Source organism: Paenibacillus sp. FSL H7-0690, from assembly GCF_037980415.1.
GTDB lineage: Bacteria > Bacillota > Bacilli > Paenibacillales > Paenibacillaceae > Paenibacillus_AQ > Paenibacillus_AQ odorifer.
This window is the reverse complement of record NZ_CP150281.1, coordinates 2,730,650-2,757,077: the sequence shown is the minus strand read 5'-3', so window position 1 is coordinate 2,757,077 and position 26,428 is coordinate 2,730,650. Positions and strand designations below refer to the sequence as shown.

Here is a 26,428-nt window from a genome sequence, read left to right as displayed (position 1 = left end):
AGCATTAAATATATTTCTACAGTGAGCCCTTCGGAAAGTATACGACGCAACTTTTAGAAACGTTTCAGCGTCAAACCAACTATCTTGGATAAATTTTACTGCCAGATAAAGAAAGGGTTGGTTCATATGCTCTCTTTTCACTCCAAAGCTTGGTTATCCGTCTTAATGCTCTCAACACTTTTACTCCCTGCCACCATGTCAGCAAGCTCTTCATTAACTGTATCGGAGTCCTCTGCGCTTGCCCAAGCTTCCTCTGCTAGTACTTCGCAAGTATACTACCAATTTGGCATTCCTGGTGGAAACATAGGCGGACCTGCGCTGCTCAAAAATGGTGTAATCTACGTAGATGTTCGGGGGATCGCTGAACAAGCTGGCTTAAAAATGGAATGGGATAAATCCGGCAAACGTGCTCTGTTCAAAGGCTGGACTAAAAGTTTTGCTGTTCGAATCGGGAGTCAAACTGGCGTGCTTGACGGGAAAGCGGTAGATCTAGGAGGAATACCTTTTAAATCCAAAGAAGATGGGATATATGTGCCGGCCCGTTTTATCGTTAAGGCTTTCGAAGGCAGCCATCTCCGTCTGGACTCCACAACGAACACACTTTTAGCAGATGATCTGAAGACCTACAATGTTTTCACAGAATCCTTTGGAGGGCGTACCTATACGCTGGTCAAAGCTAATGGTGATTTATATGTCTCACAAGGCAAGGATACGGTGATAAAACTCACTTCACTCCAAACAAACTTTGACTGGGCAGGAATGAAGATCGAGAAAACGGCGGGGGGTCTGCTAGTCATTAAGATTATTGATTCCTATGGAGAGCCTCATATTAATACACGCGAAATCACACTCATATTCAAAAATGGTGCATTACTACGCAAGGCCACATTCGCTTACCAGTTCAGAGGAGATGCGGATTTCAAACCTTATGATGGCAACCTCATCTTGCATGATGGTAATACCTTACGTTTCATCCAAGACGGCACAGGCAATGTAATAGATACTCTTGATCTTGTAAAGCTGGGTGGCGAGGAAGATGCTTACTATGTAGAAAGCATTGATAAAGAAATCATACTGCTTCGTGGAAATCAGAATGGATTGCTAACCTTAATCGACCGCCAAACAGGCGAGCGAACCCTTTTGTATAAGGAGCTACTCACAGCAAAGGATCAGGAATATGCGGAAAATAACGATGTTCCTTTTAAAGGAGATACTTTGAAATTCGTAAAACGGAGCGGTGACAAATTGTATTTTATAAATGACTCCCCGCTTACTGGCAAAAAAGAAGTTATCTACTCCATTGAAGCTCATTCCTAATTAGTTTCCGGACTCTTGAGAATAAATAAGACGATGCCCATCTATCTTTGGTTCATATATAAAATCGCTGTGACTGAATGGTCCGGTAGCAGTTTGTAATAACATAAGTGTAGGTGTTATAAACATACAAAACTCCTCCATCCAATTATAGCTCTTGGCTACTAAGGATAGAGGAGGTAAGAGTTGGGAGGCTATTTTATTAGCTGTTAGGCAAATAGTTTGAGTTACTTAATATTTGATCCACAATATAAAGAAGGTCATCGTCATTGACGTACTCATCACCAGCTTGCTGAGCGTTGTATTTTACCGGATCAACATCCGCCGCCAAATACTTGAAATATCTGGCGTCAATCGCTAGATCAACCAAGGTGAATTCTCCTGATTTGTTGACATCTGTTGCTTCAATTATGATGCTGTCCTCTAAACAGTTTTCTTTCTCAAGATCATATTCCTGCTCCGTATCAGCAATCCTAGCTTTTGTGGAATCGACTACTGCTGTTCCTATGGCTTTCGCCTTGAACTTCAATTTCAGAATAACTGTGTCTTTATTAATCCCGTAGTCTTCACCTTTGCTGGCTACGATAAAGCGTAGAGTACCGTTTAAGTCGGTTGGTGTGTTGTATACTTTATAGCCAGCAACCTCTTCAAATCCAAGATACTGTAGGTGTTGATTGTCATACTTTATTTCAAAGTCTTCGGCATAAATATCTTTTACATTTTTGAGTGAAACTCCTGCTGTGAACTCTTGACCTACTCCTACCTTTTCTTTTTCGATCGTCACATCAAGTGTAGGATTCAGGACTGGTGTTGGTGTCTTTTTTACAAAAACTTTTAAATCATATAAAAAGCCTGGGCTTCCTTCTGTACCAGTTCGTGCAAGAGTTATTTTTTTAACTCCTTTTAAGTCTAAAGTTGTGTAACCTCCACTTCCTCCAGCGACAGTAGTATTACTTGTTCCATTGTCATAATTGAAAATTATTGCAACACCTGACCCATAAATTCCACCTACTGAGTAAGATGAATAACCCGAAATATCGATAGGATTCTCAAAGGAAATAGTATAATGATTGTACATTTGGGTGCCTGTGGTATTATTATTGTCGGTAAAACTAAGATTTTCAATAGTGCTATTTGCAATTACAAATGGTTTTCCTGATAGATAATCGTATACGTCCTCCGGCACACTTTCTGCATGAATCTTACTTATAGGCAAAAGTAAAGTTAATAGAAACGTAAGAAAGAAAAGTTTTTTCATTATACACCCCTTGAATAATTTTTATCGACAGGAAAATGTCTTTAGTTCTTAATTTCCTGTAGATTTTATTAGTTCAATATATGTTGGAACTGCGACGAATCAAATGTTTCGGATTCCATAAATCAAATGAGCATTTTATGTACTAAGTTTATAAAATAATACTTCTCCTTTCTTCTTAGAATGAGAACCCAATAACAATACAAGCTCGATAAGATTATTACAATAAATGGGTTGCGTCCAAACATTTTTTTGTATATATGGTATAAATATATTAAATTCACCATTTATACATAATCAATCCAATTACGAAAAAACTCGTGTTTGTTAAGCAATCGTGTGTTCGATATGATGCGTACATACTTTATGATAGTTTCACGCTTTGTTATAAGGCAGAAATTCATTTGGATTAATACTTCCAAAGAAGAGTTAAAGACAATTCTTTAGAGGATTAATATCTACTTGGATTATCCTTGCAGGCGTAGCTGAGCAGTCGAGATAGTGTCTATAGGTTGTTCTGATATAAGGGAAGCGAATATTGGTACTGCCGGTAACATACTTAAATTTTGTGAAAATAAAAAAATCCTCGTCAACCTAAAGTGATTGGCGGGGATTTTTTCTATTTATTCGGTTGTAATATACTCACTAACTTCAAAGGTAAGTATCTTATCGAATACAACATAGTCTTTACGTTTGCTGAACGGACCTTTATTGTTTGAATGCTTATCAATAGCATATGATCCTGCACCTCTGCCTGCATCACGAGCATCGTACCAGTTCAAAAATGCATCCACTTCAGCATTTGGTAGGTCATATTCTTTTTCTGTTCCATTCACCAGAGTTATAGTAAGAATAGCTCGATGGCCTGTTGGCTGTTCTGGAGTTGCTGTAGGTTTTGGCGTCACTGTTGGTGTAGCGCTAGGCGTAGTAGTCGGTGTTGGCTCCGGTGTACTGGTCGGAGATGGAGAAGCTGTTGGTTCAGGAGTAATAGTAGGTATTGGTGTTGGTTCAGGCACTTCGGCTTTGCGTAAATCTGTATCAATTAGAGTAGAACCCAGTTGTCCCGCAGAAAACGTTATTTCTTTTACTTTTTTTTGAGTAGGTATGTCGTAATAATAAGAAGTCTTTGCAAATGCTTCAACTGGAGTGAAAGTTATGCGAGTGTTATCTTCAAACATAATCGTTGCTGTAAGCCAGTCACCTTGTTTTCTAACAAATAGTTTATCTGCAAATACAGGTTCACTAAATGTATGATGGTAAATATATCTAATTGTATTGCTAATTACTTTGTTAGTAGAATCATCACCGTCAGTAAGTTGGTAAGTTGCACCTTGTCCGCTAGTAAATAATTTACCTGCGAGTAAGGAATCTTCACCAAATTCAGAAGGGATGGGGACTGTCAACGGATTAATGGAGGTAACATTATTTACTGGTCTTGGGTTGTTATCATCATACCAGATCGCTCCTGTTAATTCTGCGCCTTCATCTAACGTGATTTCAACCATACGAATTTTTTTATATGTATTTTCATTCTTATAAGTTCCAGTCAATTTCAAAGCAGAGTCTGGGGAGTGGAACAGCAGGGCTTTATCTGTACCGTAAAATTTCAAATCATGGCCTGTTCCGGTACCTATTAAACTTATTTTGCTTGTTTGTTGCCCATCAACCCCGAGGTCAACATAAACCACCCGCGGCTCCGTGCTTGCGGAAGCGATATGTACAGGTACCGCAGTAAATAATAAAAATAAAACAAGTAAAAAATTTAACTTTTTCATAATAATTACTAACACCCCTTATTTTGTTCTTTTATCCTTATTATATAGATATGATAACAAACTTGTCTAAACATAAATTCCTATATATGTAATGAAGTGAATGAATAATGATAGTTTGTTCTTTATACCAATTAGTGAATAAGTTTCTTGTTGTTTTAAGAATGTACGTCTTTTTATCATAAAAAAATATGTTCTATTTTTAGGGGGCTATCAACGTGCATATGCGGATTGGTAAACCGTTGAAATTGTTTACTAAGATAAAGTTGGCAAAATTACTCAGCGCAAAATTGAAGTTAAGGTATAAAGGACGGAAAGATTCGTGCACCATGCTTAAATACAGGAGCGCCAAGATTGTTTCTAATGGTAAATATATTAGCTTGGCAGCCAAGTGATAAAGGAGCAATTGCATGAATCCATTAACGGATAAAGAGAAAGAAATGCTCAGATCATTAATTAAGATGATCAAAATAATTCACTATCCGCCAATTACGTGAACTTGCCAGGGAGGTAGGGGTGTCATCTACAGTGGTAATACATGTGTACATGGAGCGCTTGAAGAGTAAGGGGTAAATACAGAGAGGTAACATGCCACGAGCATTGAGAGTTATTAAGGGAGTCGACGAAGACAATGAAATCACAACAGCGTAAGAAACTTGAAGGTAATGGTCTTTGGGAGGGAAGTCGGATGTTAATGCCTGAACATAAAAATAGGATTCTGGACGATCCGCTAAATGAAGAGGTGCGATCAAAGCCTGATTTAGATCCCCAAGAATTAGCTGAAATCTCATAGGTACTAGCTCAATCTTTAGAGGATTGTAGTCCCATCACGATTACATTGTTTGGGGAATATGAGGACAGATCCATTCATGGGATAGTCATGAGAGTAGATCAGCACCTTAGACAGATTAAGTTTCGTTATGGCGAGGATTGGGATTGGATTAAAATAGAGGACATTATTGGAGCGAGTTCGTAATAAAACTTTGATGTACCGTTTATATGAAGATGTAAGGAGTTTGTGAGATGAGTGATGGTAAGAATTTAGTTACTATTGATATAGATAAATCGGAAATATTATTAATTTGCCGAGAAAAAATAGAGAAATTACTTGATGAATTAGATAATAAGTACGTATTTTGGGATACAACAGAGCCTGAAAAACGAACTTGTATGAGTTGGAATTCAATTCAATTCAAGATACATTTTTCTTTGACGATAGATTTCCAAAATATAAAATCGGAAATGGTATGATCCGGTTAAAGAGACACGTACCTTTTTGGAAAAGTGGCTAAGTGAACAAAAGCAAATAATTATTGATTGGGAGAAGTTTGAAGAAGAGGTGCGATAAAACATATGAATAAGCACCATCAGTTAATGGTGGGGGCTTATATGCTGGTCATTGGTGATAATTCTGGTTGCTAAAATGTTAAGAGTGCAGCTTTCATTTTTTCTCTTCAACATAACAGATTTACCATAATACTGACTGTACACTTTTTGAAGTTGGCTTCTCCAGATAACATTTATTAAAGTAATTGAGAGGGCTGCCTGAGTTGTGAAAAAGATAGCCATTTTTTTATGAGAAGAAAAATTTCGTCCCCAATCCGTCCCCTAGAGCAAGATTCACAAATTTATAGAGCGGCATCGATGATCGAAAAAAAAGAAAAAGCCTTATATAATAAGGCTTTTTCGATATAGGACGGATGGGGTTCGAACCCATGACCCCTACCCTGTCAAGATAGTGCTCTCCCGCTGAGCTACCGTCCTGCGACGAAATTTATAATACCATACGATAGAGTAGGATGGCAATTCTTTTTTATAATCAATATAGATGTAGAGTTGTATTTACTTCTTAATTTTCTCCGATTAAGTAGTTAAATAGCTAGAAAGGGGATGACCCTTCATCCCCCTGCACCGAGTCAGATAAAAAACGGGAGTAGAAATAGACTGCTTATTCCGAAAAAAGGGATACGGCGTGGATAGAAGCGGCGTCTTGGGTAAAAGCCGGGCTGGAACCCGAATTGTCTATAGTTCGACTGCTCGGCAGGCATTCCGTTCATACGATCGACCATTTCATTGCTGGGAACCGCTAGGGTGATATAGTTCTGATCCACGTGAGCGATGAAGCCGTCAAAGGATTGACCATCAGTCGTTACTATACCTACATATTTATTCATGCAATTCCAAGCGACCTGTTGATGAAAATTTGTATTTGATTCCATGGATATCCTCCTCGAATGTTTCAATCCTGATAACAGTCTATGGTCCTTTGCCTACAACGTTCACGGCGTTTGCCTATATGTAGGAAGGTTAATTTTCAGGGATAATCACTGAGGAGGATTCGATTAGTTCTTTAATCAATACACATGCTTGTGCTGTACTTTCTAATCAGTATTATTCTTGGAGTTATTACATCTCCCATTTGCGGACGATGTTGTTTTAGACGGTGAAGTAGCTTGTGTTGATCCTACAACCGGAGTATCAGATTTCGAATCTGTTATGAGTCGTTTTCAAGCGAGACGAGCTGATAAAATAACTCAACTCACCGGGACACTCCCAGCGTATTACGCCATCTTTGATATCTTAATGTACAAAGATCAGGATCTGCGTGGATTGCCCCTGATGAGCCGTAAGGAGATACTGGCGGGGTTAACTCTACCGTCTGATAGCTTTGGAGTAGCGCCTCACGTTGAAGGTGCTGGAGAGGCATTGTTTGAGCAGATCGAAACTCGCGGTAAGGAAGGCATAGTGGGTAAACGTAAAAATAGCGTATATGAGACTGGCCGCCGTTCTCACGCGTGGCAAAAGGTCATCAATTGGACCTATGCTGATGTTTTCATAACCGAATATCGCAAACAAGAATTTGGTTGGCTGGCTGCTGTTCCATCCAGTACATCCAGAAAACTACGTCCAGCTGGGATTATTGAACTCGGCGCTTCACCAATTCATAAACAGGCATTCAGAGTTGTAGCACCGCAACTAATTAAAGGTGAGGATAAGGAGTTAGTTCATTTAGAACCACGGTTAAGAGCAAAGGTGCGAATGAGGCACTGGTCTAAATCCGGCATGCTCCGGAGTCCAGTGTTTACGGAGTTCATAGTATAAATAATAAACGCCCGCCGACTATTTAAGGTTGACGGGCGTTTTGCTTTAGGGATTATGGCACTCAATTAGTCTTAGGACATACTTACTATTAAAATCCAATGTTCACTATTTTCATCATTTTTATACAAAATAATACATTATATATATATTTTATTCATACTTAGTGCATATATACATTTTAATCAAATTTAATTATAATTTTCCTTGTTACTATATTTTTTAATTGGGAGGATTAACTAATGTTGAAAAAGAAATTGCTTGTAGGGCTCTTCGCTGTTGCTTCGTGTTTCGCTGCAGGATCGACCTCATTCGCAGCAACTGCTCCAATCACAACTCCTGACCCAACTCCAGTATCTAATGTAACGAGTGGACCTACTTTTGAACAAATTATTATTTACATGGATTCAGGAGAACAGAGATACATCCCTGGTGTCCTCCGTGAACTAATTTATAATGATGGATCCATTATTTTACATGAAAATGGATGGGTTAGTGCCGTTCAATACGGAGCTGCAAATATATTTGCCTATGATGCATTAGGAAACATAAAGTCATTTACAATTCTAGTAGATAGAAATTAATAAAAATATTATAAAAAAAAGCCCGCCAACCAGTGTAAGGTTAGCGGGCTAATTCACTAAATATGTTTACATTTGTATATAAAGACTCGATAATTGGAATATACTCCAAAATAAGGAAAGTAGGTTGAGTTATGAAAAAGAAAATTTTAGCTGGTCTATTAACTGTTGCTACCTGTTTTTCGTTAGGGTCGACCTCTTTTGCATCCAGTACTTCTACAGTTCCGAATTCGTCACCTTCCGCAAACGAGGTAGTTGCTGCGGGAGAATATTATCAGGCTATTCTTAATCTTAAAGTCGGGGAAGCAATGTGGGTAACAGGGTATGACTTTTGGTACATCCATACGGATGGTAGTATTGAAGTAAGGCAAGATGGATTGATTACAGCTTTGTCTCCGGGGGCAAGCACTGTAGCCGCAGATTTCGGAAATGGAAATACAATGTATTATATAGTTCTTGTTAAGTAATAATCAAAATAAGCCCTCCATTTACTATAGGGAGGGCTTATTTATGCGCACTTTAAACTCGAACCTTCACGAATAAAACGAGTTCCTTTGATCCTAATTGATTCCGGTGTATACCCCTCTACAATTCCGCCATAATCCATAAGATGACCTATTTGATCTGGTTCCAGCCGAAATTATACGGATACCTTTGATTGAGAAAGAGCCGCTGTCAGGAATTCAGCATCGCTCTCTAAGACTTTGTTGTATTACTCATGTCTTCTCACTTTCTCTTCTTTCGATATTTCTTAATCAAATAAAACAACATAAATCCTAGTAGCACCAAACCAAATATAGTGATCCATAGAATTGCTGGTTTCCCCACAATAAAGTATGTGTCTCTGTATTGAAAATCTTCATTGTTCATCAGTACAAGAACTCCTTGTTCTCCGACCTAACTATTTCTTCGCAACCAATCGTTTTTCTGCTTTAAAGTCCTTCTTAATAACTTTATTGCTGTAATTATCCCATGAGTCTAGTATAATTCTAGGTTCTAATTCAATAATATCTTTTGCTTTATGGATCTCTCCTAACTTATATAAATCAATGATATTAATCAGATCACTTCGATTATGTAATTTCACGGCGTTATGTCCAGCAAGTTCTTCGCATGCTGAGGTATAATGGTTTGAGGATATTACCATTGACCTCTTAGCTCGATAGTATCTCATCGAACTATATACTTCTTGAACTGCCACTAATCCTACGGGATTCGAATATCTCTTTGTCTGAACCACATTTCGATATCCTTCACGATCAGTAAAAACTAAATCAGAGCCGAAATCACGGCTTCCTTGTGTTTTATATGCATAATTGTACCCCAGTGCTAAAAATAAGCGATACAAGTATTCTTCGAAGTCAGAACCGTCTTGCATACGGTCAATGTCCTGGATCGTAATCTTAAGTGGATCAATTACTATACTTTGGGGAGGGTAAATCTTCTTTCTTGATAAAACTTTGAATACAAAAGCATCAGTAATGATAACAAGAATAACCATAAAAATTATAATTTTTGTCAACCAGCAACCCCCATTAATATAAGCCCCTCGCCGACATTAGCGAGATTCCTCCGAATTGCAATGTCATTACTTCCAAAGCCTATAACCGTAATATAAATGATTTGGAACATTATGTATATGTACTGCACTCCACTCCCAAAAACACCCCATCAACATTTTGAAAGGATGTCGAGCTATTAGTCCAATTGCTGAAAGGCAACAAATCTTCTCATTTCATCTCTTCTATTTCTTAAATCAAGAAGAAGTTGATCAATGGCAGTAAGGGGTTGTGTATGCCGATCTATACCTTGAACTCTTAATTTTCTTAAATCGGTACGGGACATACTCCCAGCCCCATCTTCATCACTCCAGTAATTAAGTTCCAAAATTTTTTTACTGGAAGATTTATCAAACTATTAGCTATAGGAGATCTTCTAAGATCACCTGCTCCGCCTCTGCCTGGTGCTTTCAGAACCATTTCATGAGTTTCGCTTTCATCAGCATTCCAACTATCAATCCAGAATCTATTGACTTCCTCGTCTAAGAAAATTTCAGCGATGTCACGAAGAAGACTTCCTTGTGGATATAGTTTCACTCTCATAAAGGTAATTCTATTTTGTTCGAACACTTCAAGAAATTCATCATCAGTTACTTCGCGGTTTGTGTTGACATAATCAAATTCAACTCCATAAGCCAATTCAAATCCGCCTTTATGATTGTCGCTAAGCGAACAAGCGCCTGCTGTCTATTTAAGTTATTTGCCTGGTATTCGCGATGCTGAATTAATGTACTTCAGAACTTCCTGCACTGCCTACAAGCATGTCTTCAACGATTTGTTCTAGCCATGAACGAAAGGAGTCTCCAGAGTTTGGCTTAAGCAATGATCGTTCAATTGTCTTACATATATCTTTATACTTCTCGGTGTCATATTAATCTATTACTGCTCCAGTCCAGTTCAGCTTAGTGATACCGTTCTTCACTACATTGATTGCTCTACGTGGTATTGGTGACTCACTCAATGTTCTGAGGTTTGTTGGAGTTCGTTTTGGAACTGGCTGAGCATTTCCACTACGTCCACCATCCATATGACTGTAAGTACGCCTCAGTTTGCCGACCCGGTTCATTCTTCATTCGACCAGCTGCAAGCCAATCTATTAGGATTTGTCTTATACCCATGGTTGTACCTCCTTTCTTGGACAATAAAAAAGAAGGCAGGAAATGTTTCCTGACCTCCTGATTTCGCTCCTATTTCTATGAATTAAGAATACCATTGGATTTATTCGGTGTTACTACGGATTTACATTCTCTGATAAATATTAGGTCCAACAGTTTTAATATACAGCAAATTCCTCATTTTCTTTATGCATTTTAAATATACGTCATCTGGAACAGATATTCTAAGCTCATCAATTAACCCATTTAAAGTAAATCGATTCCCTTTGGACATGTTCATAATAAATTGCTGAATATCATGTTCCTCAAATGTATAAATTCTAGCTGAACTATTAGGACCCTGAGCAACTGTAATTGATGCTTCTAAAGTATCGCTCAAATTTGACTTTAATGCGTCAATATTTCCATCTATTTTTTCATTTATTATTTTCTTAAGATTTATAGTGTCTTCCTTATTAGCTAATTTATCAATCATATCAGCCATGTCATTCATTATTGATTCCTTCATTTCATTTACTGCATCGTCTTTACCTTCATTAAAATAAGTTGCGTCAATCTTTTCAACTTTTATATCTATTGAATTCAATTTACTTTTCATTTCTCCTAGAGCTACATATATTTGATCCTTTACCTGATCGCCTTTTGTAGCCTCTCTAACAGAAATGTAAATTGCTACAAATGCAAGCGCTATGGATACAAATGTTGATACATAAGATACAATCTGCATTAACTGAGAAGCACAGCCCATCTCGCATATCCCAGTTTGGCCGAACGTACTTGATATATTTGCTGTGCTCGAAGTCTGAACGGCACCAGCGGTGGTTTTTCCATATCTCCTGCATGATTGTTTTTTTATATTGATCCAGCGTTAACGTATCTGAGTATTCTTGTGTCATTGGTTATCTCCTTCCTCATAATCGCAATCCGGATTCTGACACTCTTCCCAATGTGAATCGGGTCCTTCATCTCCGCCCCATTGAGGAACCATGTGTGACCCACAGCCGGGACATTTATTCTCTGGTTCCTCCGTGGGTGCTGGGGTATCTGGGTAAAGGGTAGATAATGTGCGTTGTAATTGTCCTAACACAACGTTCGCCGCCGTTATTTTGTCACCCCAAATTCCGAGATCGTTAATCGCAAGTTGTACCACCTCTTTCAGTTGTTGTTCCCGAGCCACTGCTGCGTCTGCACGGGCTTCTGTTGCTGTTAGTTCATCATTCAAGCCCTTCAGTAAGTCGCGATGTCTTAGCAATTCTCTACCACGTCCCGATACAATCTCTTGGAGTTCTTTGGCTTCTTGGAGCCAGTAGAACAGGATGTTTACAACAGGTATGCCTCTTAGATTCTGTTCTGGATAGTTAGCTAAATTTCTATTTTCTAAATAAGCCTCAATCATATCTGCACCTTCTTGCCAGTCCCTTTGTATCATTGGGCTTCCTCCCCTACCTCTACCGATTTCCATTCTCCAGATTCAACCATCGCTTCCTTGATATCACCTCTGTAATATTCGCCATCTTCGAAATATCCATGGTTGTTTTTTATCCACTCTTCGCACCTTGCGCACGTATATGTGGAATAAACCCTGCCCTCATTGGCTAACTTCGTAAACCTAATGCCGTCCGTTTTTTCCGGAATAGTTTCATTGCATCCGAAACATCTATGAAACTTACGCGTCTTAACTAACTTGTCGATTAAAACATCCATCTATTACGTATCCTCCCTTGTGGGAGAGGAGGGCTATTAACCCTCTCTGTCCCTGTATCTTCGTAATGTGCAGCGTGTGGACATCAACATAAGTTGGCATGATATAATATATTAGGTTGATAATTACATTTTTTTTGGAAAATGGGGGGGGGAATCAAAATATGGAACGTAAAATTCAACTAATGGAAACCTACGTAAATATCGACTTTGGAAACTCACCCTTTTTAAAATTAGATAAAGGGTTGCAAATTCCATACTCTTCAATCACAGGAATAACAACAGGTAGACCGATACCGAATGCTTTTAAACTATATGGTGCTTTATTTAGAGGAATGAGAAATGGGTTATTTAGAGCAAATGGTGATTATCAACTGCACTTTTTTGAAAATGAGCTTAAAACTCTTCATTTAGATTTGAATGGCGTTAAAGTTGGTGAATTCAAAATATCAAAGTTGATCATTGGTGTTGAAAATCCTGAAGAAATAAGTAAAAACATTTTCGAAAGAGTGAAGTGATAATTTGTTGATGAACTGTTCTTTGAACTAACAGGAAACGTTAGTTCAACAACACAGCGGCAGTCTATGACTTTATTTTCTCGTTCAGAGATACCTTCGTTAAAAAACTGACTCTCCCTTCTACTGCGCGTATGCTTCTATTTCGTCATAACCTTTGGGAAAGGAGTGCTGTAACCTCCTCTATCCCTTAATGTCATGTATCTTCGTACTGTGCAGCATGTAGACATCAACCTAAGTTGGCATGATATAATACATTTGTTAATAATTATCATTTTTTTGAAAGGGGATAAACATGAATAACATAAAGAAGGAAAATCAAAATATTTATAAATGGCTTTCTATTATTTGTCTCATATTAATACCTCTCTCTGTTGGCATCGGAATTGTATTCGATATTAATCGAGATCCAATACAAATTCTGCTTATAGCGTTAGGTTTTATAAGTTTATCTTCGATAAATTGGTTAAAGTATAAAGAAAATATAAATGGAATTATTGAGGAGTAAATTTATTATGATATTCTTTAAATTAAAGCCCCTATTTAAATTAATCGCTCTGGTTCTTACTATCTTTGGCTGCTACGCGCTTATTATGAGATTATTTTTCTAATGATCTTAAAATTCATTTGATACTTCTCTATATGCATATACTGCACCTGCGGGAGAGGAGAGATACTCCTAATCCCTTAATGATCTGAATGATCTCTTACGGCTCGCGCCTATTCGGTCGTTACGAAGTCCTCCTGCGCGGCTGTAAGGAAGGACATCACACTCCTGCTGTAATCGCCTCGGTTCCGTTATGCCCATCATCAGAAAGTTGACCACTTCACCGTCAATGTCGTTATACACTTCGACCGCTTTGATTTTATGATTAACCCTTTCACGCCGATGAGCTTGTCTGCGTTGGATCTCAGCTAGGGTAGCCTGCTTGTGCACAAGGGGTGCGCCGCTATCGTGGTACGCAATCTCATAGAGTTGAGGGAGAGTCGCTTTTTCCCAGTTAAATCCTTCTCGGCAGTACCCTGAGCTACATCTCCCATTTTCGGATGATATTATTTTGGACGGCGAGTTTTACCTGTGTTGATCCAGAGACTGGAGTATCCGATTTTGAATCTGTTATGAGCCGATTTCAAGCGAGACGAACTGATAAAATAACTCAACTCACTGGGACACTCCCAGCGTATTACGCCATCTTTGATATCTTGATATACAAAGGTACGGATACGGAGTTTGTACATCTGGAGTCCGGCTTCAAGCAAAGGTAAGAATGAGGAACTGGACCAAATCTGGCATGCTTCGAAGCCCAGTATTTACAGAGTTTATCGTATAAGCACTAATAGACCCTTCAGGCATAAGCTTGACAGGTTATTTTATGTTTGTTCTGAATCTAAATCGCTACGGGACAAACGTGGCAACTCATATTTTTTAACAACACCTAGCCTCTAAAATTGGTCCCTTTTTTTATTAAAGAATTGGTCCTTTTTTAAGTCCAATTGATTTCTATAATTGATTTTAATTATAAAAGTTAATTCATAAAGGATTTTAAAATGATGTTTAATGGCTTATCTGCGTTTCCGCTTACCCCTATGGATGAGGCAGGAGTTAATGAAAGGGCATTTCTAGCAATCATTCAACGCCTGGTAAAGGCAGGAGTAGACTCAATTGGTGTACTGGAATCAACTGGTAACTATGCGTATCTCTTAGTAGAGGGGAGCGTTTGCGTGTCCTTGAGCTTGCTGTTAGTTCTGCTGAAGGGATTCCCGTGATGACAAGCATAAGTGCGATTCGAACTTCAGAAGTACTTCGATTAGCGGAAGATGCACAACAAGCTGGGGCAAGTGCAGTACTCTTGGCTCCTATCTCCTTCAGGCGCTAACAGATGAAGAAGTGTTTTTTCTATACGAACAGGTGACAAGTTCACTCTCCATTCCACTTTGTGTTTATGATAATCCCGGCACTTCACATTTCCATTTCAGTGATGAGCTGCACAGCAGAATTGCTGTAGAAAAACTCAGAGCTGTTATTCCACTCCATGTTACGTTTGGAATAAGCGGGAATCCATCCGCATATCCAGGCTTGAGTGCAGGTTGTGACTTATGGTACTAAGTGCTAGGTGGTTTATTTCCGAGGTTATGTCTAGATATCACAAGAATGACTCAAAGTGGCCATTTAGAAGAAGCACAACACCTTTCAACATTACTAGAACCGATCTGGAAGTTATTCAATAGCTACGGTAGCCTTCGAGTGATTTCAGCAGCTGCTGAAATAATTGGCTTAATTAAAAGTCCTAGTCTTCCCTTGCCTTTACAACCATTAAACAAATCCGTTAGGAATCACCTGAATATCATTCTAAAGGAATTAAAGTTTACTGTATAAACTTAATATAATTCATTGGGAAGTATATATGCTGCTCTATAACACTGGTAAGGATCGTTAGTTTTCATCAATATAACAAATACCCCATCAACCTTAAGTGATTGATGGGGTATTTGTTATAGTCATGCTTATGCCAAAATCACGTTTAAAATATTACAACATTGTCAATTGTCAACTATTTTGCGTTCCTTAACAATGAAGTGGGTATTTTATGAATATAATCATCTTATGCAAGGGGGCTTTAATATGAATCTCACACTGATTTTTCACGCAATTGAAACAGAATTACAACTACAAATACATTTAGTCAGTGGAGAGACATATGTTGGTTTTTGTCAGGAGAGCGACTCTACAGGTTACTTCACAATAAGAACTAAGAGTGGTTTATTTTCTTTTCCTTCTTGGGCGATCAAACGGATTAAAGAAGTGTGATATCGTAGGTTATTGAATGCATGCTCTAAATTCAAATCACTTCCAAACAAAATGAGATCCAGCAAGTTTAATAGATCCGGTGCATCCCCTCTACAATCCCACCATAATCTATAAGATGACCTATTGGATCTGGTTCCAAACGAAACCAATCCAAGTATGAGTATCCATAGAGTTGCTGGTTTCCCCACAATAAAGTATGTCTCTCTGTATTGAAAATCTTTATTGTTCATCAGTACAAAAACTCCTTGTTCTCCGAACTATCTATTTCTTCGCAACCAATCGTTTTTCTGCTTTAAAGTCCATCTTAATAACTTTATTGTTGTTCATGTAATTATCCCACGAATCATACTTCCAATTAGGTGAAAAGTTATGACTAATCACATCGATGTAAATACGACACTAAGTAAACACTTCCCGCTTCTGGCACATCTTTATTGTAAAGACACTTCTTGCATTGTAGCTGTGGCTCTTGAAGAAAAACGTGGACAAAATTGAGATTAACTCCTGACTGTCCTTGGTGAAGGGGAAGTATCCGATCTTTTTACAACTCCATAACAACTATCCTCCTAATTCTATAATAACTTGGTGTTAAGATGTATAAAGATTCATCATCTTAGATCCCAATGGAGGTAATCCGATTGAACAAGAAAAAGCGGTCCGCTACATTAGTTGTTATCCTGTTTTCAGCTGGTGTGCTTGCAGCCAGTGCGCTGCTCGTCCCCAGCCTGATGGATTCCGTAGTTTTCGCCAAGAACAGTTCATCAATTCAGGGCAGTAACCAGCTGGCTTTGAGTGAAAGCACGATACCCGTGCTGAAGGTGGAGGCGCCGGCGCCAGTATCCACCATACAACAAGACCTGTATCAACAGATGACAGCAGCGCAAATCCAGCAAATCTATGACTTTATAGACAAGGCAGAAGATCCCCATACTTCAGGTCGGGAAGAAACCGAATCCGAAATCAACCGCAGACAAGTGTTGGACGATAAGTATGTGTATGACGGCCTCCGCCCCAAGCAGCAGCTGCCGTTAAAGGCTGGACAAGCAGATTTGTATCTAGATTTAGAAACCAATACGTACACCTACCCGGAGAGGAGTATGACTGATGAGGAACTGTTACAGCTGATTGACTGGTACTACCGGCTGAATTACTTCGTGTCCAAACGAAATCCGACTGTACCTCAGCTTCAGCCTCAGAAAATCAGCCAGGTTGAAGCTGAGGCACTGGCCTCTGACAGTGTGCGCAAGCTGTTCGATGCCGACGTGTCCAAGCTAAAAACATCGGGAATGCTGATTGAGCTGGGACTAACCAAACGTCCAACCTGGACAGTTCATTTTGCTCCTTACAAGAATCTTACCCTGCTCGGATCAGGCGAGGTATTCTGGGAATATGATGTGTTGATTAATGCAACAACCGGTGCCGTAGAGGATACGACAGCCATTAATTTGGCACTGAAGAGAACTCCCATCGACGACGACGCAGCCGGCACCATCCAGAAGGATGCCAGTTGGATTCATAAAGCCGTGCAGGTCATCACGGACAAGCAGGGAGAAACAAGAACCATTGTCAAAGCTTATCTAACCGATACCGAGTTTAACAACAAACGCGGGATGGTGGATGTTAAACTGTTGCTGGAAGATGGAAGTAGCTATACCGCGGAGTTCCGCTATCCCGATCAGACCCTTCGCTGCCTAATCTATGAAGCTTCTGACAAAGCCAATTAAGCGGAAACGTTACAGAAATACAGCAGTCGGGGCACCGCCGCCACACTGACTTTTTCAAGACCAGTTATTAATGTAATTGTGAGTATTACGCGATCACCAGATGGTTCTGATTCAGGTTGATCTGCCTTCTGAGGGGTAGCTGATGCTTTTGTTTGAAACTTAACTTTCCATTATTATTCAATGTAGTAACTACATAAAAATTGGTCTTACCGTTAGAAACAGATATATCTAAAAACCTATCTTATTACCAAGAAGCACAGTAGATGAAATACACAACATTAAAGGTTCTGTCTCTAAGAGCAGTATCTGTCGATATGGTGCAGAGGTTACATTTAAAGATGAGATCGGATATCCATATGAGTATGGTGTCTGTAAAACAACCTTTCTGTGATGCTTTAAAGTAATTAATATTTATAACTGTCAAACCACTTCATGTGTAGGTATGACTATTGTGCTACACTTCATTCGTATGTTCGAAGGTTCCACCATTTGTAAAATCTAGTGGCCCAAGCATTTCCTACTGTGCATCAAATCTCAGTCGAATGAATAGTACTCAGCAGCCTGAATCTTGTAAATATTAACATTTGATTATAAAATCAAACAAAGGCGGTGTTAACAATGAGATTAGTACTGTTCATGTTGGCTGGAGTAGGCGCGATTTTCTATCTCTCATTAGGAATCATCATTGTAAAGGTAATCCTTACAAGAAAATTACCAAATAATAATTACACTCCATTTGACTACATCACGGCCCAATCTCCTGTTGAGTTTCACGATGAGAAAAAAGAGATAGAAGAAAATGCAGACCATGGTGATGATAAGGACAAAAACATCATTTCATTATCAAAACGACGACCTTCTCTTCCCTGATGCGCAATAGGCTGCTACTTCTTCATAGCCTTTGGGAGCGGATTTCTGTAACCTCCTCTATCCCTTAATGTCATGTATCTTCGTACTACGTTTCACTCAATCATTTTTTGTTAAAATAAATTTAGATTTTGGTAATTTGTTTAGAGAGGAATTAATGATTTGAAAATATCTATCCAAACATTCTTAATCACCATGTCTTTGGTATTTGGAATTATCATCGTACAAAAAAGCCTTCAATTAATTTTTTCATCTTCGGTACTTATTAGATCACTAAATGTTGTAATGATTATTATTCTTTCTGGCTGTATTGGCGCTTTTATAAGAACATTACTTCTGCCAAAAGAGAAATAGGCTGCATTACCGCTAGATAGCCTCTATACTTCGCAATATGCGTCTACTTCGTCATGACCTTTGGAGGGACACTCCTACTCCTTTAATGTTCTGTATCTTCGTACTGTGACATAAAAAAACTCTTACGTTATAATAGTGTTGAATTAAATATTGAAGGGACTGAACTATGCGCAGATATCGATATCTTAACCCCAAAACAAATAGATAATGGAGGTAATATATTGATTACAGAAATACAAACCAAAAGACTAATATTAAGAAAAATGAAATTATCTGACTCTGCTAGTTTGTTTAACATTTGGTCTGATCCTGAGGTTACAAAGTTTATGAATATCAATAGTTTCACTGAGGAAAGCCAAGCAGTAGAAATGATTAAAATTCTTAATAACCTGTCTTTGGAAAGCAAAGCTATTCGTTATTCCATAATTGAGTTAGAATCAAATCGCATAATTGGTTCCTGCGGTTATAATTCTATAGATTCTTCAAACGCTAAAGCAGAGATCGGATACGATATTAGTAAAGATTATTGGGGCAAGGGATATGCTCCTGAGGCCATTCAATCTCTGATGGATTATGCGTTCAACACTTTAAATTTCAACAGGATAGAAGCAAAAGTCGAACCCGAAAACAATAATTCCATCAGAGTTTTGCAAAAGTTAAACTATACATTCGAAGGAACAATGAGAAAGTGCGAAAAGTCCAAAGGAAAGTTTATTGATTTAAGCATTTTCTCAAAATTAGTAACAGAGTAACTTTTAATGGGTGGGCCTACATTTTTATGGTGTAGGCTTTTTATTTACTTCACGTTGCTCAACTCAACTAAATGAATAGTTTGCGGCTACTTCGTCATAGCCTTTGGGAGAAGAGGGATACTCCTACTCGTCTAATGAACTGTATCTTCGTACTGTGTATTAAGTAGAGCAACTGTTGTCACATCCTCCAAACGTAGAAGGCTAGAGAGACTCTCCTAGCCTCAGCCGATTCCGGATCGAGCTTAGCCGCCTTCTGCCAGCAGCTCCGGGCTTCTGTTTACAGATATTTGAATTAGATATTTATTGATAATATTTATTCCTTAAGGAGGTGGACGCACTGTTAATGATCTTTGATAAGTTATTTAATATTTCCAAGGTTGCGGCATATGCAACAATTGCGATGTACACATTCTTCCAGTTTGTACTCACAAAACATAATACGGTAAATGATTTAATCAATAGCAACCTTTTAGTTTATGTCGTAGCTGCTGCTATTCTTGAGGCATTACATAATCTATATGACTTTTTATGTGGCCATCTAGAGCGGTAATCTACTACTACCAAAGCTTTCCCAGGCACACATCATGGCGCAATAATGGATAGATTTACTCTATTGGTCCCTATTAATCATCTATTTTTTATATGGAGCACTTAATTGACCATCTATTGATTACATTGTATAATACAGGTATATTATGTAAAATAAAGGCAGGTGAGGCCGTTGGATGGAAATATCGATTTAGATTTAGATATAAATCTTCTAGATCTTGATCCAGCCGTAAAAGTTCTTAAAATGATATATTCTTTTGAAAGCTGGCCCAATCTTCTAAAACTAGCAGATACCTTTTTCAACCGAATAACTCAAATTTATAATAATTACACACACAATAATGAACTGGAACTAAAACACCAACGACCTTTAATTTATTATTATGGATACAGCTTGCTTATGTTGGGACTAGCCCACAAAGAAATCGAAAATTATGATAAAGCTCGAACTTACATTAAAGCTTACAGTGATTTGAGTTGGTTCAAGGGATTAGATGCTGAAGGATTAAATGAGGTAGCCTATTATAAGTACATATCAGAGCCAAATCTCTTAGAAGTAGAAGTGCTTTCCGGAAATATTCAATTCATAGATCGTTATGTTTCTTTCCTTTTATCCAACACTAAAGAAGTTCTACCGGGACTGATAACTTTGTTAAAAACAGCTACTAATTTCAATTTAAACATTGAATCTCATTTAGAACTTTTCTCTAATAGTATTTCAAAATTTGAGGATACCGCTGCTGATGAAATTATAATAAATTCCTACCAAGAAACTTTTTTTATTAATATGATCAGATATAAAACAAAAATTCAAGATTATAATTCAGCTATCAAATATAGCATGAAATTATTAGATTCTGCTGAGGTCACAAACTCTGATAAAATCTTTAAACAAGCAGTAGTATACTTCGAATCATTACGTTCATATGCTGATGCTACTCAGATTAAAGATTTTGAAGAGAAAATAATAAATTTCAAAGAAAGGGTTGAGTCTCTATGAAAAAATTTGCCGTCTCTTTATTGTTGGTCCTCACCATCGTCAGCATTGCGCCAGCACTGCCAAGTACCTCACCAGTGGTCTTATTCCACGGAGCAGAACATTAATATCAGAAGTACAGCGCGGGTTAGGAGATTGCTCCTAACCTGTTTTTTATGAAGTGAATTATGTAGTTATTGCAATAACATCCTCCATCTTGAACCAATCCCACTCCTCCTCCGACCAGCGGAGTTTAATTCCCTGTTGTTTATCCAGTTTCATCACGATACCTCGTTTTAATATATTCTCCATGGGATCAAACAGAGTGAGTGTAATCGGGCTGTGCTCTTCCATAGAACGATATAACAATATTTCAAAGCGCTCTATCTCCTGTAAATCTAGAATAGGCTTTTCACGACGTTCCTGCTCATTATTGTCATCTATAATCCGGTTTTTATGTTCGGGCAATATCATTCTGCTACACTCCCATACGTTCTCTAATTTTTTCATCATGAAGCTGCCCTCCTAATAATCCGTCCAGTAGTTCGTTTTACTACCATCTATTCCCCATTGGAGTTCTTGTGGCTCTGACTTTCTCTTTTTAAACCTAGGGTCAATCCTTTCCCAGCCTTCAATAATTCGGGCGCTCTCTGGTGGAGTGTGTGGGGTCCATTCTATATATTTTTCGTTAACTAATTCCCTAAGCCCACTAATGATCTTATCTGGTGTCCGTCCACTCTTGATCTCTAACTCCTGTAAAGTTGGCATATGAGCATGATGCACAGCAGAGTGTCGCATGATCATTAGTAGCTTTCGTGCGGTGTCACTAAGCATAGCGCTTTTTTTGCACAGGCTGCCAAGCAAGAATATTAGCCTCCAGAAATACGCGCGGAGCTCCGGTTGATAAGCAAGTTGCGCGAATATATCCTCCACGAATCCCTTTCACATCAATTTTACGTTGAGATATCTTACCTGATTTATCTTGGTACACTATTTCAATGGTTTGACCGATGCTTATTTGCATAATTATTCACCTTCCAAAGATAAGAACATTTGTTTGTATTATAACCAAACGTACGTTCGTTAATCAATGTAAAAATATCCCGCCAGGCATGAATTATTACATACAAAGTCATCGCTCAGGTTTATAATTTGTTCTATAAGCATTTATTGCATTTCCGCAAACAAACTAAGGAGTATGAGTGTTTTTTATATGTTATAGGGGGAAACGAATATTAGGACCGATGACTGAGGTTGAAGCTATGCGTGAATGGTTTACTCTCTCCGGTACAGTGAAGGAGATTTATATTATTGAGGTAGATGAGAACGATAAGGTAAGACGCCAGATCGGACCCACTAAGAAAAAAAAGAAATAAATATAAAGGGAAAAAACGTAAAAACACCCCGCCGACCTATTAAGGGTGACGAGGCTGTTTTTATTTTTAAAAAGGAAACTGAGTAAGCGAGGCTATTAACAGTACAATCCCAACAATCGAGGATAGCACAGCCATTTTAACTTTCGTTTTCAAATACAATGCCGCTCCATTAAATATTAAAGCTCCGCACATCCCCAGCATAGTCCAAGACACTATCACTTGATCCTGGCCGCGGAAAAATGTGATTCCCAGAATGATTGTTGCTGCACTGAATAAAATACCGCATACTCTTAGTACTTTCAGCAAAATGATCACCTCCGAAAAATAAAACACGCTAATCTAATATATTGGTTCCGCCATAAATTATAATTCATAGATTACTATTCCTATATCTGGTAGAATTAACTAGCAATTATTAGCAGATTTAGGGGGATATCAGATTGAACAAAAAAGCTTTTTTATGTATCGTGGCAACTATTGTAATCCTTTCAGGATGTGGTAGTTCCACAACAAATTCAGAGAAAAAAAATACAACGTCTACAGGAGTTACACCGTCCGAAGCAACAGCCAGCCCTTCAGAGCCCACTCCTGAGCCAAAAAAGAAACTTACAGCTTCCGAGAAACTGGCTCTCAACTATGTGGAGATTTTCCTCAATGGTTCAGATATCGAAGCGAAAAAGAAATTCGTATCCGAAAATATACTTCCAGATGTACAACCCATTTTCCAAATGGCTGAATCTACTGAGACACCCGAGAATAATAAACTTAAGAACCCTACAGTAATTGAAACAGCTGATTATACGGACAAAGATGGCGGAAAAGATAAACTCGTGCTTATCCAAGGTGAGAAGTCTTCCTCCAATAGCGAACTTATCATTTTTATTAAAGATGACAAAGTTGGTTGGGGGTATTCGTCTAATGACAAAGATAAGGATGCATTTAACGAAGTGAGGAAACTCTTCAAGGAACCTGTAATTAATACTTCAGATTCAGGTAATGCAGGTACAACTGAACAGTCTCCTGAAGCGATGCTTAAAGAAATCAGTAATTTTGTCGTTTCAGATATTTGGAATGATGGATTTGTTGATATCAGCTGGTATGCAGGTTCTGGAACTGGCTCTACGGGTCAAACAATAGATATAGATTTTACAATCGAGCAATTAGGAAAAGCGATGAACCAAAAAATGGAATACGATAGTTATATCAGCAACCTTGATGCAAAATATGACTCAATTAAAAGCATCTGGGCTAAGCTCACGGGTGAGATGGATCGTATGTACAAACAAATCCAAGATACGCCTCCTATTGCAAATGATGCAACCACCAAAATAGATACAGGATTATTCACCCAGTACTTGGAAGCCTTTACTGACGAGGTTAACAAATTACCTAATACTTAGATTAAAAAATAACGTCCCTGCCGGCCGCCACGGTTAGCAGGGATTTTGTTCGGCTTTAATGGCTTGCGACTCAAAATAGTAATCCACCAGAGCATAGATGAAACCAGCAATACCGAAAAAAATAATAGCTGTACTACTATTCAAATGGTATTCCCGTATAAAGCGTTCATCGTACACCTCGTAAAAGAAACCATATCCCGCAATACCACTCAATAAGAATATCATTATGCGGTTTACTAAAGGATTAACTATCTTTCGAATAACCCATGATAAAGGAAGCAGTATAACCGGGTAAAGAAGAACTGAAAAGAGGAACACCAGAAAAATAAAAGCAAACCCAATGTTTTGAAAACCGTAATATTCTGTTGTACTTATTTTAGTTCCTTCCCAAAGCTCCAATCCAAAGGCTGCCAGGGTGAATAAAATCGTCGAAATAAACCATAACATTATAGGCTTAACTGCACGCAAAACAATCCCACCATCTTTATGCTTTTTATACTTACAGCCGATTTTTTTAAATTATCATTTCGCACTTGGTTTAGATGGATTACCTTTTTACCTTGCTGAATAATTCTTGCATGTAATCTTCCGTCATGTATTCTCTAAACTCTTTGTCTAATAAGTATATTTCATCTTGATTTATCCATTGGTAGTTAAAAATAGTCCCATAGTCTTCACCTTCTCCTTCTCCAGTGAAGCTCCACTTTTCAGGTAATCTCGTTTCTGGAATTAGAAGGTAGTCATGTCTTTCGACATTCGCATCTATAAAATCCTTATAATAATATTGTGTGCCTATTTTCTTTACTAATTTAAATTGTTTAAGTCCACTTTCTTCTTGAATTTCCCTGAATAACGCTTCTTCTTCTGTTTCCCCGGCATCGATATTTCCACCTACTAATCTAAAGGGTACTTCTGGTTCATTAAGATAGACTAATAAGGTCTTTTCTCCAACTTCATTGTCTTGCAAAATAAATCCGTATACCTTCTTTCTAATCGGTTTTCCTATCTTCATCGTGACACCTCATATCTTCAACATCTCTTCTGGGACTAAGTGGCTCTTCTAATATTGTTTTTCGATCTCCACACTATTTTTTTGTGCCCATTTATTTAATAGTGTAAAAATATCTTTTGCTTCATCCTTATTTACCTGTATCGTAATTATTTTTTTCTTTTTTCGAGCCGGAATTATATGAAAAAATATTGAAATAGGATTATGAATCACAATTTTTTTCAAGGAACCACACGTAATATTTGTTTCACCAATTACTACACTATCATCTAGTACTTCAAGTTTATGCTTTTCCTTTTGACTTTTTAACGAAATAAATAGAAAAGGAAAAACTGGCAGGACAAAAAATAAATAATAATAAACACTAAGATCAAAAAACACATTCAAACCTACGTATAAAGCATTGGCTAATAAACTATATGAAGTTAAATAAGGATATTTTTTACTATGAGGAAAAGTTACCAGCATTCTATTGCTATTGTTTGTGTCCAACATACTTACACCTCTATTCATCACCTTAATTATTTCACTTTGGATATTATATCATTAATTCCCATATATTATAGTTATGATTTCCCTTTGGAAGGGTTAATTGTCTTTGTAATATGGGTAATCCATCTTCACTTAGTCTGAATCCATGTTATAAAATTAGTATCGAATCTAAGTTGTCGAGTCGAAAACCCTCCAGGGATAAATATCAAATCATAGGCTGACAGATCAGGGGAAACCTGGTTTATTTTCAACGTCAATCCTCGATCATCCGTGACTTCTTCCTTGTTGGAACAAAAATCCCACGATACATTTTCTATCGCCTTTAGAACTCCCATCCGGGTAACCGCATCGTAAAAACCAACAAAAATCTAACGTAGTCATCCCATCAAATAGAATATAAGCCATCTTCATCATTTTCATTCTACACACTCCTTCGATACTTTTCGGCGAAATTCATTGGGGGTGATCCCGTATTCATTTTTAAAAACACGATAGAAAGAACGCAAACTGTTGAATCCGGAATCAAACGCGATATCCGTGACCGGATGGGTAGTGGATAACAGCAGCATATGAGCAAAGGCTACCCGTTGGCCATTGATGTAATCACGAAATGAAATGTGAAACTGCTCAGAAAAGATTCGGGAAATGATAAATTTACTAATGCCAAGCTCTCTTGAAAGCGTATTCAGATTTATGTGATCTAAAAAATGCATGTCGATGTAAGCTAGGATTTTGGGGACGAGATCCATTTCTTTTTTATAGTCTACTTTTTTCATTAACAGTAACGGCAGCGCGTGCCCTAATACTACAGAGGTATAAGCCTTGAGCAGACGAACATCACATTGTTCTTTATATAGTTTATACAAGGTTTCCAGCAGATCTTGAAGCACCTTTTGTTTCGAAACTATAGGGTTATCCGGAACATGATTAAGCAAATCCCCCGCAAAATCCCCCGGAAAAGTGGCGTCAAAAAAGAACAGCAGGATCTGGCTTTTCTCTAGGGTTTTGTAGCTGTGAGGTTGATTGGAGAAAATAATCGCTATGTCTCCTTCAGACAAATCATACTCTTTTCCATTGATGTTGATATTGATTTTGCCGGACAAAACCATTGTTATCTCTACATTTTTGTGTAGATGAAGAGGATAAGTGTTATTGGTAGAAATAAAGGAGTGAAACGCCTGGTCACGATGCTGATATTTAATATTCATG

General features: G+C 38.0%; 28 protein-coding genes, 1 tRNA gene and 2 pseudogenes. 14 read left to right on the top strand and 17 right to left on the bottom strand.

From position 1 onward, the window contains the following. Positions 1 to 126 precede the first annotated feature (126 nt). A complete protein-coding gene (locus tag MHI32_RS12010) occupies positions 127 to 1,317 on the top strand; it encodes a copper amine oxidase N-terminal domain-containing protein (RefSeq protein ID WP_340012419.1) in 1,191 nt (396 codons plus the stop codon). A gap of 6 nt (positions 1,318 to 1,323) precedes the next feature. On the opposite strand, the pseudogene MHI32_RS12005 reads toward MHI32_RS12010, so the two are convergent. The 3 genes and pseudogenes from MHI32_RS12005 to MHI32_RS11995 form a co-directional block, all read right to left on the bottom strand. Further along, positions 1,324 to 1,443 (bottom strand): annotated as a pseudogene (locus tag MHI32_RS12005) (ATP-dependent DNA ligase); the annotation flags it as partial. A 73-nt stretch (positions 1,444 to 1,516) separates the two neighbouring features. Beyond that, positions 1,517 to 2,572 (bottom strand): cohesin domain-containing protein, encoded by a 1,056-nt coding sequence (locus MHI32_RS12000; protein WP_076305217.1) that lies wholly within the window; start codon positions 2,570 to 2,572, stop codon positions 1,517 to 1,519. Between the two features lie 620 nt (positions 2,573 to 3,192). Next, a complete protein-coding gene (locus MHI32_RS11995) occupies positions 3,193 to 4,344 on the bottom strand; it encodes a hypothetical protein (RefSeq protein ID WP_076305218.1) in 1,152 nt (383 codons plus the stop codon). A 628-nt stretch (positions 4,345 to 4,972) separates the two neighbouring features. Here MHI32_RS11995 and MHI32_RS11990 point away from each other — a divergent pair. Further along, positions 4,973 to 5,134: a YolD-like family protein gene (locus MHI32_RS11990; protein ID WP_143763934.1), complete on the top strand. Its 162-nt coding sequence runs from the start codon at positions 4,973 to 4,975 to the stop codon at positions 5,132 to 5,134. A gap of 230 nt (positions 5,135 to 5,364) precedes the next feature. Further along, complete coding sequence (locus MHI32_RS11985) at positions 5,365 to 5,592, top strand: group-specific protein (RefSeq protein WP_340012416.1); 228 nt, start codon at positions 5,365 to 5,367, stop codon at positions 5,590 to 5,592. A gap of 441 nt (positions 5,593 to 6,033) precedes the next feature. Here MHI32_RS11985 and MHI32_RS11980 read toward each other — a convergent pair. Then, positions 6,034 to 6,105, bottom strand: a tRNA-Val gene (locus tag MHI32_RS11980). Between the two features lie 152 nt (positions 6,106 to 6,257). After that, positions 6,258 to 6,560, bottom strand: coding sequence for a hypothetical protein (locus MHI32_RS11975; RefSeq protein ID WP_036686108.1), 303 nt, complete (start codon positions 6,558 to 6,560; stop codon positions 6,258 to 6,260). Between the two features lie 178 nt (positions 6,561 to 6,738). On the opposite strand from MHI32_RS11975, the gene MHI32_RS11970 reads away from it, so the two are divergent. The 3 genes from MHI32_RS11970 to MHI32_RS11960 all read left to right on the top strand — a co-directional run bounded on the left by MHI32_RS11970 (position 6,739) and on the right by MHI32_RS11960 (position 8,488). Next, positions 6,739 to 7,443 (top strand): ATP-dependent DNA ligase, encoded by a 705-nt coding sequence (locus MHI32_RS11970; protein WP_340012414.1) that lies wholly within the window; start codon positions 6,739 to 6,741, stop codon positions 7,441 to 7,443. A gap of 239 nt (positions 7,444 to 7,682) precedes the next feature. Next, positions 7,683 to 8,024, top strand: a complete 342-nt coding sequence (locus tag MHI32_RS11965; RefSeq protein ID WP_340012413.1) for a hypothetical protein — start codon at positions 7,683 to 7,685, stop codon at positions 8,022 to 8,024. 131 nt (positions 8,025 to 8,155) lie between these two features. Next, entirely contained in the window at positions 8,156 to 8,488 is a 333-nt protein-coding gene (locus tag MHI32_RS11960) for a hypothetical protein (protein ID WP_076305221.1), read from the top strand. Positions 8,489 to 8,922: 434 nt separating this feature from the next. Here the strand turns inward: MHI32_RS11960 and MHI32_RS11955 are convergent, their stop codons facing one another. The 5 genes from MHI32_RS11955 to MHI32_RS11935 all read right to left on the bottom strand — a co-directional run bounded on the left by MHI32_RS11955 (position 8,923) and on the right by MHI32_RS11935 (position 12,399). After that, positions 8,923 to 9,543 carry a restriction endonuclease gene (locus MHI32_RS11955; protein ID WP_340012411.1) on the bottom strand — a complete coding sequence of 207 codons (621 nt, stop codon included), beginning with the start codon at positions 9,541 to 9,543 and terminating at the stop codon, positions 8,923 to 8,925. Between the two features lie 304 nt (positions 9,544 to 9,847). Beyond that, complete coding sequence (locus MHI32_RS11950; RefSeq protein ID WP_340012410.1) at positions 9,848 to 10,219, bottom strand: hypothetical protein; 372 nt, start codon at positions 10,217 to 10,219, stop codon at positions 9,848 to 9,850. 600 nt (positions 10,220 to 10,819) lie between these two features. Continuing rightward, positions 10,820 to 11,443 carry a hypothetical protein gene (locus MHI32_RS11945; protein ID WP_340012408.1) on the bottom strand — a complete coding sequence of 208 codons (624 nt, stop codon included), beginning with the start codon at positions 11,441 to 11,443 and terminating at the stop codon, positions 10,820 to 10,822. 144 nt (positions 11,444 to 11,587) lie between these two features. Next, complete coding sequence (locus MHI32_RS11940; RefSeq protein ID WP_340012407.1) at positions 11,588 to 12,124, bottom strand: hypothetical protein; 537 nt, start codon at positions 12,122 to 12,124, stop codon at positions 11,588 to 11,590. Further along, positions 12,121 to 12,399, bottom strand: coding sequence for a hypothetical protein (locus tag MHI32_RS11935; RefSeq protein WP_340012406.1), 279 nt, complete (start codon positions 12,397 to 12,399; stop codon positions 12,121 to 12,123). Before MHI32_RS11935 ends, MHI32_RS11940 begins: the two co-directional genes overlap by 4 nt. A 161-nt stretch (positions 12,400 to 12,560) precedes the next feature. On the opposite strand from MHI32_RS11935, the gene MHI32_RS11930 reads away from it, so the two are divergent. The 7 genes and pseudogenes from MHI32_RS11930 (at position 12,561) to MHI32_RS11900 (ending at position 20,966) form a co-directional block, all read left to right on the top strand. Then, positions 12,561 to 12,914, top strand: a complete 354-nt coding sequence (locus MHI32_RS11930; RefSeq protein WP_340012404.1) for a hypothetical protein — start codon at positions 12,561 to 12,563, stop codon at positions 12,912 to 12,914. Positions 12,915 to 14,462: 1,548 nt separating this feature from the next. Next, positions 14,463 to 15,288: pseudogene (locus tag MHI32_RS11925) on the top strand (dihydrodipicolinate synthase family protein). 246 nt (positions 15,289 to 15,534) lie between these two features. Continuing rightward, positions 15,535 to 15,720 carry a hypothetical protein gene (locus MHI32_RS11920; protein WP_139330169.1) on the top strand — a complete coding sequence of 62 codons (186 nt, stop codon included), beginning with the start codon at positions 15,535 to 15,537 and terminating at the stop codon, positions 15,718 to 15,720. A gap of 638 nt (positions 15,721 to 16,358) precedes the next feature. Continuing rightward, the gene (locus MHI32_RS11915) at positions 16,359 to 17,444 is read left to right on the top strand and encodes a hypothetical protein (RefSeq protein ID WP_340012402.1); all 1,086 of its coding nucleotides are present in this window, start codon (positions 16,359 to 16,361) and stop codon (positions 17,442 to 17,444) included. Between the two features lie 618 nt (positions 17,445 to 18,062). Next, positions 18,063 to 18,314 (top strand): DUF3951 domain-containing protein, encoded by a 252-nt coding sequence (locus MHI32_RS11910; RefSeq protein ID WP_036686019.1) that lies wholly within the window; start codon positions 18,063 to 18,065, stop codon positions 18,312 to 18,314. 572 nt (positions 18,315 to 18,886) lie between these two features. Further along, the gene (locus MHI32_RS11905; RefSeq protein ID WP_076183325.1) at positions 18,887 to 19,417 is read left to right on the top strand and encodes a GNAT family protein; all 531 of its coding nucleotides are present in this window, start codon (positions 18,887 to 18,889) and stop codon (positions 19,415 to 19,417) included. A 721-nt stretch (positions 19,418 to 20,138) separates the two neighbouring features. Next, positions 20,139 to 20,966 carry a hypothetical protein gene (locus MHI32_RS11900; RefSeq protein ID WP_076130554.1) on the top strand — a complete coding sequence of 276 codons (828 nt, stop codon included), beginning with the start codon at positions 20,139 to 20,141 and terminating at the stop codon, positions 20,964 to 20,966. A 162-nt stretch (positions 20,967 to 21,128) separates the two neighbouring features. Here the strand turns inward: MHI32_RS11900 and MHI32_RS11895 are convergent, their stop codons facing one another. From MHI32_RS11895 to MHI32_RS11885, 3 genes are all read right to left on the bottom strand, one after another. After that, positions 21,129 to 21,455, bottom strand: coding sequence for a YolD-like family protein (locus MHI32_RS11895; RefSeq protein WP_076130555.1), 327 nt, complete (start codon positions 21,453 to 21,455; stop codon positions 21,129 to 21,131). A 313-nt stretch (positions 21,456 to 21,768) separates the two neighbouring features. Continuing rightward, the gene (locus MHI32_RS11890; protein ID WP_076130557.1) at positions 21,769 to 21,969 is read right to left on the bottom strand and encodes a hypothetical protein; all 201 of its coding nucleotides are present in this window, start codon (positions 21,967 to 21,969) and stop codon (positions 21,769 to 21,771) included. Between the two features lie 415 nt (positions 21,970 to 22,384). Continuing rightward, complete coding sequence (locus tag MHI32_RS11885; RefSeq protein WP_076219630.1) at positions 22,385 to 22,624, bottom strand: hypothetical protein; 240 nt, start codon at positions 22,622 to 22,624, stop codon at positions 22,385 to 22,387. Positions 22,625 to 22,758: 134 nt separating this feature from the next. Here MHI32_RS11885 and MHI32_RS11880 point away from each other — a divergent pair, with 134 nt between their 5' ends. After that, positions 22,759 to 23,718 (top strand): hypothetical protein, encoded by a 960-nt coding sequence (locus tag MHI32_RS11880; RefSeq protein WP_340012401.1) that lies wholly within the window; start codon positions 22,759 to 22,761, stop codon positions 23,716 to 23,718. Positions 23,719 to 23,751: 33 nt separating this feature from the next. On the opposite strand, the gene MHI32_RS11875 is transcribed toward MHI32_RS11880, so the two are convergent. The 4 genes from MHI32_RS11875 to MHI32_RS11860 form a co-directional block, all read right to left on the bottom strand. Beyond that, positions 23,752 to 24,186, bottom strand: coding sequence for a hypothetical protein (locus tag MHI32_RS11875; protein WP_081386269.1), 435 nt, complete (start codon positions 24,184 to 24,186; stop codon positions 23,752 to 23,754). Positions 24,187 to 24,265: 79 nt separating this feature from the next. Further along, positions 24,266 to 24,730: an NUDIX domain-containing protein gene (locus MHI32_RS11870; protein ID WP_339173494.1), complete on the bottom strand. Its 465-nt coding sequence runs from the start codon at positions 24,728 to 24,730 to the stop codon at positions 24,266 to 24,268. A gap of 48 nt (positions 24,731 to 24,778) precedes the next feature. Beyond that, complete coding sequence (locus MHI32_RS11865) at positions 24,779 to 25,222, bottom strand: hypothetical protein (RefSeq protein WP_340012400.1); 444 nt, start codon at positions 25,220 to 25,222, stop codon at positions 24,779 to 24,781. Positions 25,223 to 25,635: 413 nt separating this feature from the next. Beyond that, positions 25,636 to 26,427 carry an AraC family transcriptional regulator gene (locus MHI32_RS11860; RefSeq protein ID WP_076280849.1) on the bottom strand — a complete coding sequence of 264 codons (792 nt, stop codon included), beginning with the start codon at positions 26,425 to 26,427 and terminating at the stop codon, positions 25,636 to 25,638. Between the last annotated feature and the right edge of the window lies 1 nt (position 26,428).